Annotated in this window: 1 protein-coding gene; it reads left to right on the top strand. The window is 63.0% G+C overall.

Going from position 1 to position 13,698, the window contains the following annotated elements:
* Entirely contained in the window at window positions 1-13,659 is a 13,659-nt protein-coding gene (locus tag FHW68_RS04225) for a non-ribosomal peptide synthase/polyketide synthase (RefSeq protein WP_183678960.1), read from the top strand.
* The last annotated feature ends 39 nt before the right edge of the window (window positions 13,660-13,698 follow it).

Genomic DNA, 13,698 nt, shown 5'->3' with positions numbered 1-13,698 from the left:
GTGCAAGAGTTAATCGAGTCGGTAGGACAACTTTCGGCTAAGCAAAGAAAGGCTCTGGCGGTTCTGCTCAAGCAGAAGGGCGTCAACCTTTTTGAGATTGCCCCGGTTTTCAAGCGCACGGCTGAAGAACCGTTGTTGCTGTCCTACGCTCAGCAGCGCCAGTGGTTTCTCTGGCAATGGGCACCGCACAGCGCGGCCTACAACATCCCCACGGCCCTGCGTTTGCAGGGCCCGCTGGAGGTGGCCGCGTTGCAGCGCAGCGTCCAGGCGCTGATTGAACGTCACGAAACCTTGCGCACGGTGTTCACTCAAGACGCCGGGCACCCCTTGCAAACGATCCTGCCCGCAGGATCGTTTGCCCTGGATATTCACACGCTGAGCCCTGAACTGGCGGCAAACCCGCAGGCGTCGATCCAGGCCTTCGTCCAGACCCAGAGCCAGCAAGCTTTCGATTTGCAGACCGGCCCGCTGTTGCGCGCGGCCCTGCTGCAAGTCGCCCCGCAGGATCACGTGCTGGTGTTGACCCTGCACCACATCGTGTCGGACGGTTGGTCGTTGCAGGTGATGATCGAGGAACTGGTGCAGTTGTATGCCGGTTTCAACCTCGGGCATGACGCCGGGCTGCCGGCCTTGCCGATTCAATACGCCGACTACGCTTTGTGGCAGCGGCAATGGATGGAGGCCGGCGAACAGGAACGTCAACTGGCCTACTGGCAACACAAGCTCGGCGGCGAGCAACCGGTGCTGGAGTTGCCCAGCGACCGTGCGCGTCCAGTGGAACAGAGCTTTGCCGGCGCCAGTCACAACCTGATTCTGGACCCGACCCTGAGCGACAGCCTCAAGGCCTTCGCCCGACGGGAAAACGTCACGCTGTTCGTGCTGTTGCTGGCCTCGTTCCAGGCCTTGTTGCACCGCTACAGCGGCCAGGCCGACATCCGCGTCGGCGTGCCGGTGGCCAACCGCGGACGCGTGGAGATCGAGCGTCTGATCGGTTTTTTCGTCAACACCCAAGTACTCAAGGCGGACGTCGACGGCCAAGCCAGCTTCATCGATCTGCTGCGCCAGGTTCGGCAAACCGCCCAGGAAGCCCAGGCGCATCAGGACCTGCCGTTCGAACAACTGGTGGAAGCCCTGGAGCCGGGACGCAGCCTGAGCCACAGCCCGTTGTTCCAGGTGATGTTCAATCACCAGGCGGAAAGCCGGATCAGTGTCGAGACTCGGTTGAACGGCTTGAGCATCGAACCGCTGGAATGGCAAAGCACAACCGCGCAGTTCGACCTGGTGCTGAACACCACCGAACAGGCCCATGGCATTGAAGCGGTGCTCAAGTACGCCACCGACCTGTTCGAAGCTTCGACCATCGAACGCCTGGCGCAGCACTGGCGCAACCTGCTGCAGGCGATCGTTCAGGACCCGACCCAGCGTATTGCCCAACTGCCGGTGCTCGATGACGCGCAGCAACAGCAACTGCTCGCGCACTGGAACCCGAGCCCGGTGATGCACCCGGTCAGCCAATGCATTCATCAGTTGATCGAGGTTCAGGCCGAGCGTCATCCGCAGGCGCCGGCGGTGGTGTTCGCCGGGCAACGGCTGACATACGCCGAACTCAATCAACAGGCTAACCAATGGGCGCATCAGCTGATCGCCCGTGGCGTGGGCCCCGATGTGCGAGTGGGCGTGGCGGTGGAGCGTTCGCTGGACATGATCGTCGCCATTGTCGCGGTGCTGAAGGCCGGCGGTGCTTATGTACCGCTGGACCCGAGCTACCCCGACGACCGTTTGCGCTACATGATCGAGGACAGCGGGATCGAGCTGTTGCTGACCCAGGGCCATCTGTTGGCGCAGCTGCCGATTCCACCGGGGCTGGCCTGCCTGGACCTGAATCAACCACCGCCGGACAGCAGCACGGCCAATCCTCCTTGCCGCACCACTGCAGACAACCTCGCATATGTGATTTACACCTCCGGTTCCACCGGCAAGCCCAAAGGCGCGTTGCTGCCCCATGGCAATGTCATTCGCCTGTTCAGCGCCACCGATCACTGGTTCGGTTTCGGCCCCGAGGACAGCTGGACCCTGTTCCATTCCTACGCGTTCGATTTCTCGGTGTGGGAAATTTTCGGCGCGCTGCTTCACGGTGGCAAACTGGTGGTGGTGCCCCACGACGTCACCCGTTCGCCGGAAGAGTTCTACACCTTGCTCTGCGATGAACAAGTCACCGTTCTGAACCAGACGCCATCGGCGTTCAAACCGCTGATGCAAGTGGCCAGTGCCTCGTCGCGCAACCATGCGCTGCGTTACGTGGTGTTTGGCGGTGAAGCGCTGGAAGTGCAGAGCCTGCGCCCCTGGTTCGAGCGTTTCGGTGATCGCGCGCCGACCCTGATCAACATGTACGGCATCACCGAAACCACCGTGCATGTGACTTACCGGCCGCTGTCCATGGCGGACTTGCAGCACAGCCACAGCAGCCCGATCGGCGCGCCGATTGTCGACCTGTCGTGGTACTTGCTCGATGACGCGCTGAACCTGGTGCCCCAAGGGTGCATCGGCGAGTTGTACATCGCCGGGGCCGGGCTTGCGCGGGGGTATCTGAACCAGCCAGGCATGAGCGCCACCCGGTTCGTACCGGATCCGTTCAATGCTGTGGCCGGCGAACGCCTGTACCGCACCGGCGACCTGGCACGGCTGCGCGGCGACGGGGTGGTCGAATACATCGGCCGTATCGACCATCAGGTGAAGATTCGCGGTTTCCGTATCGAACTGGGGGAAATCGAAACCCGATTGCTCAAGCATGACGCGGTGCGTGAAGCCGTGGTGCTGGCGGTCGATGGGCTCAGTGGGCAGCAACTGGCCGCGTGGATCGTGCCGAGCGAGCCACTGGACGCGGAGGCCCATGGCGGCTTGCGCGATTCGATCAAGGCGCAATTGCGTGAAAGCCTGCCGGACTACATGGTGCCGGTCAGCTGGGTATTCCTCGACCGCCTGCCGCTGACGGCCAACGGCAAGCTCGATCGCAAGCAACTGCCCAACCCCGATGTGAGCCTGGTGCAAGAGGCTTACGCGGCACCGCGCAGCGAACTCGAACAGCGCCTGGCCGAAATCTGGCAAGACGTATTGAAAGTCGAGCGGGTCGGGCTCAACGATAATTTCTTTGAATTGGGCGGCGATTCGATTATCTCGATTCAGGTGGTCAGCCGGGCGCGTCAGGCGGGCATTCGCTTCTCGCCCAAGGACATCTTCCAGCACCAGACCGTGCAACGCCTGGCCACCGTCGCGCAGCAGAGCGATGCGGTGCAGGCGATGCAAGGTGATGTGCTCGGCGCGGCCGTGCTGACGCCGATTCAACAGTATTTTTTCGCCACCGACATTCCCCAGCGACAGCACTGGAACCAGTCGATCCTGCTGACCCCGGCCGAACCTCTGCAAGCGGCTGCGCTGGAGCAGGCCCTGGAACACCTGCAACGACATCACGATGCCTTGCGTCTGCGCTATCGCCAGACCGCAGGTGGCTGGGCGCAAGAACATGCCGCCGTCGATCAGCCGAACCCACTGCTGCGCACTGTGGCGTTGGCAGACAGCGAGGCCTTGCCGGCGCTGTGCCTGGAGTTGCAGCGCAGCCTGAACCTGAGCGACGGTCCGTTGATCCGCGCGGCCCTGGTGGATTTGCCCGATGCCAGCCAGCGATTGCTGTTGGTGATCCATCATCTGGTGGTCGATGGCGTGTCGTGGCGGATCTTGCTCGAAGACCTGCAAACCGCTTATCAACAACTCAGCGCCGGCACGCCGTTGCGCCTGCCGGCCAAGACCACGGCGTTCAAGGATTGGGGTGAACGCTTGCAAGGTCATGCGCGCAGCGCCGGGCTGGAAGCCGAGCTGGATTACTGGCGCGGGCAACTGGCCGAAGCGCCGGCGGACTTGCCGCTGGACAACCCTGATGGGCAACTGCAGAACCGTTTCGAGCGCAGTGTCGATACCCGTCTGGATGCCGAGCGCACCCGCCAATTGCTGCAACAGGCGCCGGCGGTGTATCGCACTCAGGTCAACGATTTGCTGTTGACCGCGCTGGCTCGGGTGTTGTGTGAGTGGACCGCCTCCGACAGCGCCCTGGTGCAGCTCGAAGGGCATGGCCGCGAAGACCTGTTCGACGACCTCGACCTCAGCCGTACCGTGGGCTGGTTCACCAGCATGTTCCCGGTGCGCCTGACTCCGCAGGCCAGCCTCGAAGCGTCCATCAAGGGCATCAAGGAACAACTGCGCTCGATCCCCAACAAAGGCATCGGCTATGGGTTGCTGCGTTATCTGGGCAGCGACGCTGCGCAGGCGGCCCTGAGCGGCGTGTCCCAACCCAAGGTGACGTTCAATTACCTGGGGCAGTTCGATAACAACTTCGACGAAGGCGCCCTGTGGGTGCCGGCCACCGAAGACAAGGGCGCCGGGCAGGACGAACAGGCGCCGATGAGTAACTGGCTGACCATCGACGGCCGCGTCTACCAGGGGCAATTGAGCCTGACCTGGACCTACAGCGCTGACGTGTTCGAAGAGGCGACCATCAACGCCCTGGCCCGCGCCTATGAAGTGGCGCTGGGTGAGTTGATCGAGCATTGCCTGAGTCATCCGAGCGGCGGCCTGACCCCTTCCGATGTGCCATTGGCCGGGTTATCCCAAGCGCATCTGGACAGCCTGCCAATCGCCGCGCAGCGGATCGAGGACATTTACCCGCTGGCGCCGATGCAGCAGGGCATTCTGTTCCACAGCTTGTACGACGCCGACGCCAGCGCTTACGTCTATCAGATGCTGCTGGATATCGACGGGCTGGATGTACCGCGCTTTCAGCAAGCCTGGCAGCGGGTGGTGGACCGTCATGAAGTGCTGCGCGCCGGTTTCATCTGGGGCCGCGACGGCCTCGATACTCCGTTGCAGGTGATCTATCGCCAGCTGACCCTGGAAATGCCGGAAGTGGATGTGCGCGCCGAACCGGACCTGCAAACCGTGCTCGAGGCCCGTGCCTTGGCCGATCGCGAACGCGGTTTCGACTTGCAGAATCCGCCGCTGCTGCGCCTGTGCCTGCTGCGCACCGACGATGACCGTCATCGCCTGATCTTCACCTGCCACCACATTCTCATGGACGGCTGGAGCAACTCGCGGATGTTTGGCGAAGTGCTGCAGGATTACGCCGGGCATCCGGTGCCGAGTGCCCAAGGCCGATATCGCGACTTCCTGGCCTGGCTGCAACGCCAGGACAAGGACGCGGCGCAAGCCTTCTGGTGCGGGCAGTTGGCCGAACTGGACGAGCCGACGCGGCTGGCCTCGGCCTGCCACGGGCAAACCGTGCCCGGCCCCGGCAAAGGCGTGCATAAGCTGACCTTTGACGCCGCCTTCACCCAGCGCCTCAACGGTTTCTCGCGCCAGCAGCAAGTGACGCTCAACAGCCTGGTGCAAGCCGCGTGGCTGCTGGTGTTGCAGCGCTACACCGGGCAAAGCAGCGTCGCATTTGGCGCGACGGTGTCGGGTCGCCCGGTGGACCTGCCGGGTATCGAGCAACAGTTGGGCCTGTTCATCAATACCCTGCCGGTGATCGCCAGCCCGCAAGCGACCTGCAGTGTCAGTGACTGGGTGCGCAGCGTGCAGGACAAGAACCTGCTGCTGCGCGATTACGAGCAGACGCCATTGCAAGACATCCAACGGCTGGCCGCGCTCAACGGCGAAGCGTTGTTCGACACCTTGCTGGTGTTCGAAAACTACCCGGTGTCCGACACCCTGGAGGCCAATCCAGGTGGACTGCGTTTCAGCGGTCTCGAACACCGTGAGCAAACCAACTACGGCCTGACGCTGATCGCCGGTGCCGGCGAGGTGTTGAGCCTGGACTTCAACTACCTCACCGAGCACTTCGCCGAGCGCAGCATTGTCGGCCTGGCCCGTCATTTGGAAGAAGTGCTGCGCCAGTTCCTCGACGCACCGCAACGCTTGCTGGGCGAGATCGGCTTGTTGCCGGCGACCGAGCTGCGCACTCTGGCCGAATGGAATGACCATCACGCCGCGTACCCGGCCCAGGCGTTGATCCATCAGGGCTTCGAAGCCCAGGTCGAAGCGCGGCCACAGGCGATTGCCTTGCGCCATGCCGGTGCCGAATTGACCTACGCTGAACTCAATCGCCGCGCCAACCAACTGGCCCGTCATCTGCAAGCCCTGGGGGTCGGTGCGGAAATCCGCGTGGGCGTGGCGATGCCTCGTTCCGCCGAACTGGTGATTGCCCTGATGGCGGTGCTCAAGGCCGGTGGCACCTACGTGCCGCTGGACCCGGACTACCCGGCGGATCGCCTGGCCTACATGCTCGACGACAGTCAGGCGCGAGTGCTGCTGACCCAACAGCACTTGCTATCGCAATTGCCCGAGACCCAGGCGCAAGTGGTGTGGGTCGAGGCGGGTGGGCAGGCTTTTGCCGATCTGGCGCCGCTCAACCTTGAACCCCGGATCGACTCCGCCAACCTGGCGTATGTGATTTATACCTCCGGTTCCACCGGTAAACCGAAGGGCGTGGCGATTGCTCATCGCAACGTACAGGCGCTGATCCACTGGTCGCACGAGGTGTACAGCGAGGCGGACCTGCAAGGTGTGCTGGCCTCGACTTCGGTGTGCTTCGACCTGTCGGTGTGGGAGATTTTCGTCACCCTGGCCCGTGGTGGTTCGATCATCATGGCGCGCAATGCCCTGGAATTGCCGGAGCTGCCGGAGCGTGATCAGGTGCGCCTGATCAACACCGTGCCGTCGGCCATCGCGGCTTTGCAGCGCGCAGGGCAGATCCCCCAAGGCGTACGCATCATCAATCTTGCGGGTGAACCGCTCAAACAAAGCCTGGTGGACACGCTGTACCGCGAGACCTCGGTCGAGCACGTTTACGATTTGTACGGGCCGTCGGAAGACACCACCTATTCGACTTGCACCCGCCGCGAAGCCGGCGGCCAGGCCAACATCGGCCGGCCGCTGGTGAACACCACCGCGCACGTGCTCGATGCCCAATTGCAGGCCGCGCCGATTGGGGTTGCCGCCGAGTTGTACCTGGCCGGCGACGGCATTACCCGTGGCTATCTGTTCCGCCCGGGCCTGACCGCCGAGCGCTTCGTGCCCAACCCGCTGGCCAGCAACGGCGAGCGGATGTACCGCACCGGCGACCTGACCCGTTTGCGTGAAGACGGTGTGATCGAGTACGTCGGCCGCATCGACCATCAGGTCAAGGTGCGCGGCTTCCGTATCGAGCTGGGGGAAATCGAAGCGCGCCTGCTGGCCCACGACAGCGTGCGCGAAGGCGTGGTGCTGGCAGTGGAAGGTCATAGCGGTCAGCAATTGGTGGCTTACGTGGTGCCGACGCAGTCCGACCTGAGCCCGCAACAGCAGGACGATCTGAGCGAAGCGCTCAAGGCCGGACTCAAGGCGCATCTGCCGGATTACATGGTGCCGGCGCAATGGCTGTTCATCGAACAATTGCCCCTGACCCCCAACGGCAAACTCGACCGCAAAGCCTTGCCGACCCCGGACACTAACCCATTGCAGCGCAATTACGTGGCACCGCGCACCGAGCTGGAACAGCAAATTGCCGGAATCTGGCAAGACATTCTGAAACTCGAACGAGTTGGCGTGACCGACAACTTCTTCACCCTGGGCGGCGATTCGATCATTTCCATTCAGGTGGTGAGCCGGGCGCGTCAGCAGGGCATCAGCTTCACGCCCAAGGATCTGTTCCAGCAGCAGACCGTCCAGGGGCTGGCCACTGTCGCGCAGCTAGGCAAAGCCCTGGCGCCAATCGATCAAGGCCCGGTGACAGGTGAGACACCGTTGCTGCCGATTCAGCAATGGTTCTTCGAGCAACCCTTGCCGCAGCGTCATCACTGGAATCAGTCGGTGCTGCTCAAACCGTTGAACCCTCTGCTGGCCGCGACACTTGAGCAGGCCTTGCACGCGCTGATCGATCATCACGACGGCCTGCGCCTGGGCTTTACCCAAACCCTGGGTGGCTGGTCGGCGAGCTATCGGGCCGTGGAACAGCAGCGCCTGTCGCCGTTGTGGCTGGAATCGGTCCGTGATGCCGCCCACCTGGAACGCGTTGCCGAACAAGCCCAACGCAGCCTGGATTTGCAACAAGGCCCGTTGTTGCGCGCGGTGTTGTTCAGTTTGCCCGAGGGCGAACAGCGCTTGTTGTTGATCGTTCATCACCTGGTGGTCGATGGCGTGTCGTGGCGGATCCTGCTGGAGGATTTGCAGGGCAGCTACCGTCAGTTACTGGCCGGCGAACCGTTGGCATTGGCGGCCAAGACCACGTCCTTCAAGCAGTGGGCGGAGCAATTGCAAACTCATGCCCGCAGTGAATCGCTGCTGGGACAACTGCCTTACTGGCAGGCGCAGTGCCCGGACGGCGCATCGCTGCCGCAAGATAATCCCCAGGGCAGTCTGCAGAGCCGCCATGCCTTGACGCTTTACAGTCGCCTGAACCCGACCTTGACCCGACGACTGCTGCAACAGACCCCGGCGGCTTACCGCACACAGGTCAACGACCTGTTGCTGACGGCGCTGGCCCGGGTGATCGCCCGTTGGAGCGAGCAGTCGTCGGTGCTGATTCAGCTCGAAGGCCATGGTCGTGAAGATCTGTTCGACGGCCTCGATCTGACCCGCACGGTCGGCTGGTTCACCAGCCTGTTCCCGGTCAAATTGACCCCGACCCAGGAGCTGGCCGGCTCGATCAAGCAAATCAAGGAGCAACTGCGCGCGATTCCGGATCGTGGCCTGGGTTACGGTGTGCTGCGTTATCTGGGGGACGAGGCTTGCCAGGCGTCGCTGCGGACCCTGCCGACACCGCGTATCACCTTCAACTACCTGGGCCAGTTCGACGGTAGCTTCGATAGCCAGAGCGGTGCCTTGTTCGTGCCGGCCGATGAGGGCAAGGGCGCAGAGCACAGTGACGATGCGCTGCTGGGTAACTGGCTGACGCTCAATGGCCAGGTGTACGGCGGCGAGTTGAGTGTCGGCTGGTCGTTCAGCACGCACATGTTCAACGCCTCGACCATCGAACGCCTGGCCGAGGAGTACGCCCGGGAACTGGAGCTGCTGATCGAGCATTGCTGCCAGCCGGACAGCCACGGCGTCACGCCGTCGGACTTCTCGTTGGCGCATCTGGATCAGGCCCGGCTGGACGCCTTGCCGGTCGCCCCGTCCCGGATCGAAGACATTTATCCGCTGTCGCCGATGCAAGAGGGCATGCTGTTCCACACCTTGTCGGACAATGGTTCCAGCCTGTACGTCAATCAGATCAGTTTGCCGGTGGGCGGTCTGGATGTTGAGCGTTTCCGCAAGGCCTGGGAGGCGGTCATCGAGCGTCAGGCCATCCTGCGCACCAGCTTCCATTGGCACGATGGCTTGGCCAAACCGCTGCAAATTGTCCAGCGTCAGGCGACGCTCGATTTGCAGGTGCTCGACTGGCGCGATCGCGACGCCAGCGAGGCGGACATCGCCGCGCGGGCCGCCGAGGACCGCGCGCGAGGCTTCGAACTGACCCAGGCGCCACTGCAGCGAGTGTTATTGATTCGCAGCACTGAAGATCAGTATCAGATGGTCTGGACCAGTCACCACATCCTGATGGACGGCTGGAGCAGTTCGCGGCTGTTTGGTGAGGTAATCCAGCACTACGCCAAGGGTGAAATCAGCGCTGAAAATGGCCGCTACCGCGACTTCATCGCCTGGTTGCAAGCCCAGGACCAGGACGCCCGGGAGCTGTTCTGGAAAGCCCGGCTGGCCCCGGTCAACGAGGCGACGGCGCTGAGCCAGGCGATCCATCCACGGCATGTGTCCGATGAACCCGGCCACAACGCCATCTACTCCCATTGGGACGCGCAACAGACCGGTCGTCTGCTGCAGTTCTGCCGCGATCTGCGGATTACCCCGAACACCTTGATCCAGGGTGCCTGGTTGCTGCTGTTGCAGCGCTACACCGGGAAAAACACCGTGACCTTTGGTGCCACGGTGTCCGGGCGTCCCGAGAGTTTGCCCAATGTCGGCAACATGCTGGGTCTGTTCATCAACACCTTGCCGATCATTCAGACGCTGGAACCGGATCAGCCTCTGGCAGACTGGCTGAACCGGCTCCAGGCCTACAACCTGGATATCCGCGACCATTCCCAGGCTCCGTTGGCGGACGTGCAACGCTGGTCCGGCCTGGGCGGGCAGGCGCTGTTCGACAGCATCATCGTGTTCGAGAACTACCCGATCGACGACCGCCTGCAAGAAGACAACGATAGCGGCCTGAGCTTCGGCAAATCCATCGGCCATGACGTGACCAACGTGCCGATGGACCTGGCGGTGACGCTCGGCGACGAATTGTCGATTGAATACCTGTACCTGCGCAGCCACTTCAGTGCCGAGGCGGTGGAGGGTATCCGCCTGACCCTGGAAAACACCCTTGAGGCGATGATGCGCGCGCCTGACGAACGCCTGGGTAACCTGCAGCGCCTGTCGCTCGAGCAATGGCAGGCGATGCAAACCTGGAGCGCCGAGCCGCCAGCGGATCATCAGCCACAGCTATTGCCGGAGCTGATCAGCCGACACGCACTGACTCAGCCCGAGGCCATTGCGGTGCAATGCGCCGGGCTGAGCCTGAGCTACGGCGAACTGGAACGCCGGGCCAATCGTCTGGCCCATTGCTTGATCGAGCATGGCGCGGGGCCAGAAGTGGTGATCGGCGTGGCGCTGCCGCGTTCGCTGGAAATGGTCGTCAGCTTCCTCGCCGTGCTCAAAAGCGGCGCGGCGTATGTGCCTTTGGACATTGATTATCCGCCGGAGCGTCTGGCGTACATGATCGAAGATTCCGGCATGGCGCTGCTGCTGACCCAGAGCAGCCTGCGGGCAACGTTACCGGCGCCCGAGGGCCTGTTGCGCCTTGAGCTGGATCAGCTCGACGAGTCCCGTTATGCCGATGAGGCGCCGGTGTATCGCGTGCTGGAGCAAGGGCTGGCCTATCTGGTTTACACCTCGGGTTCTACCGGCCGGCCAAAAGGCGTGGCGGTCACCCAGGGGCCACTGAGCATGCACTGTCAGGCCATCGCCAAGCTGTATGAAATGGACCCCCGCAGCTGCGAACTGCACTTCATGTCGTTCGCCTTCGACGGTGCCCATGAGCGTTGGTTGAGTACGCTGTACAGCGGTGGCCGGCTGGTGGTGCGCGACGGTTGCCTGTGGACCCCGGAGCAGACCTACCGGGCGCTGCACGAGTACGGCGTGACCATCGCTTGCTTCCCGCCGGCCTATCTCAAGCAACTGGCCGAGTACGCCGCGGCCAGTGGAATTGCACCGCCACCGGTGCGCATCTACTGCTTCGGCGGCGATGCGGTGCCGGACCAGACCTTCGAACAGGTCAAGGCGGCACTGCGTCCCGAGTACTTCACCAACGGCTACGGCCCGACGGAAACCGTGGTCACGCCAATGCTGTGGAAAGTGCCGGTGAGCGCGCAGTGTGAAGCGGCCTATGCGCCGATCGGCCGGGCAGTGGGCGCACGTTCCCTGTATGTGCTGGATGAAGAATTGAATCCGCTGCCGCCCGGTTTTGCCGGCGAGTTGTACATCGGCGGCTACGGGGTTGCCCGGGGTTATCACGGTCGGCCAGACCTGACCTGTGAACGCTTCGTGCCCAACCCCTTTGCCAGCGGCGAGCGGATGTACCGCACCGGCGATCTGGTGCGCTTGCGCCAGGACGGCGTGGTCGATTACGTCGGCCGCATCGACCATCAGGTCAAGGTGCGCGGGTTCCGCATCGAACTGGGCGAAGTCGAGGCCAGCCTGCGGCAACTGGCGCAGGTCCGCGATGCGCTGGTGATCGCCCGGGACAATGCTTGCGGCAAGCAACTGATCGGTTATGTCGTCACTGATGCTGGCCAGCAGTTGGGTGATGAACTCAAGGCCGCTCTGCGCAGCACCTTGCCGGAATACATGGTGCCGGCGCAGATCGTTTGCCTCAGTGCCTTCCCGGTCACCCCCAACGGCAAGCTCGACCGCAAGGCATTGCCCGAGCCGGAGTTCAAAAGCGAGGAATACATTGCCCCGCGTAATCAGCAGGAACAGTTGCTGGCGGACATCTGGGCGCAGGTGTTGCAGGTGGAGCAGGTGGGTATCAGCGACAACTTCTTCGAACTGGGCGGCGACTCGATCCTGAGCCTGCAAGTGATTTCCCGGGTCAGGAACCACCCGACTTTGCAAATGGAACTCAAGCTGCGCGATCTGATGCGCTACCAGACCATCGCGGGCATCGTCGAACAGAACGTGGTCCAAGCGAGCACCGCGCAACCGGCGGCGGACCTCACCCATGTCGCCAGTGAAGGGCTGTTCAATCTGCTGCCGATCCAGGAGTGGTTCTTTGCCGAGGGCATGGTCGAGTCTCATCACTACAACCAGTCGTTTTTGCTGAGTGCGCGTCAGGTGTTGGATCTGGATGCGCTGGAACAGGCGCTGGGCTGGATCGAAAACCACCACGACAGCTTGCGCCTGCGCTTCTGTCAGGAAGGCGGGCGCTGGTTGCAGCGCTATGCCGCACCGACCGAGCGCCGCGAGCCGGTGCTGTGGCGTCGTGAGGCCGAGAACAGCGAGCAGGTCGAAGCCTTGGCCAACCTGGCTCAGCGCAGCCTCAAACTTGACGATGGACCGGCCTGGCGTGTGGTGCACATCGCCTTGCCGGATGGCCAGGCGCGGCTGTTGATGGTCATCCACCATCTGGTGGTCGATACCGTGTCGTGGCGGATTTTGCTCGACGATTTGAAGGTGGCCTACGAGGCTTGCGTGATGGGCATCGAACCGCAACTGCCGATCCGCACCAGCAGCTATCGTGCGTTTGCCGAAGCGTTGCAGGCGCAGGCGCCGGTGATTGCCGAGCAGGAATTGGCCTACTGGCTGGAGCAACTGGATCAGCCGGGGATCGACCTGCCGTGCGACAACCGTCGCGGCAAGAATCAGGTGCGTCATCAGGCTCAGGCGCGGCTCAAGTTGTCTCGCGAACACACCGAGCAGTTGCTCAAGCAGGCGCCGGCGGTCTATCGCACGCAGATCAACGATTTGCTGCTGTCGGCCCTGAGCCGGGCGTTGTGCCGCTGGAGCGAACAGCCGTCGGCGCTGATTCTGCTGGAAGGGCACGGCCGCGAGGACCTGTTCGAGAACATCGACCTGAGTCGCAGCCTGGGCTGGTTCACCAGCATGTTCCCGGTCCGGCTCACCCCCGACAACGCGGACATCGGCGCGTCGATCGTCAACGTGCAGGCGCAATTGGCGGCCATCCCGCAGAAGGGCATCGGCTATGGGGTGTTGCGTCATCTGGCCGGCCCGCAACGGGCCCGCCAATTGGCCGACCTGCCGCAGGCACGGGTGACGTTCAACTATCTGGGGCAGTTCGACCAGAGCTTCGACGAGCAGGCCTTGCTGGTGCCGGCGCTGGAGGAAAGCGGCGACAACTACAGCTTGCAGGCCAATCTGGGCAACTGGCTGGAGGTTGTCGGCCAGGTATACGACGGACAGTTGACGCTGCGTTGCATCTATAGCAGCCAACGTTATCGGGCCAGCACCGTGGAGCGGCTCATGCAGGATTATCAGCGCGAGCTTGAGGCGTTGATCGAGCATTGCATGGCGCGGGTGGGCTGAGGGCCGGGGGTTTAATCATCGTTAGGGGTGTTGCTTAGG

Origin of the sequence: Pseudomonas sp. Tn43 (genome assembly GCF_014192635.1) — a bacterium.
Classification (GTDB): Bacteria; Pseudomonadota; Gammaproteobacteria; order Pseudomonadales; family Pseudomonadaceae; genus Aquipseudomonas.
This window is presented reverse-complemented; position numbering and strand designations above follow the sequence as displayed.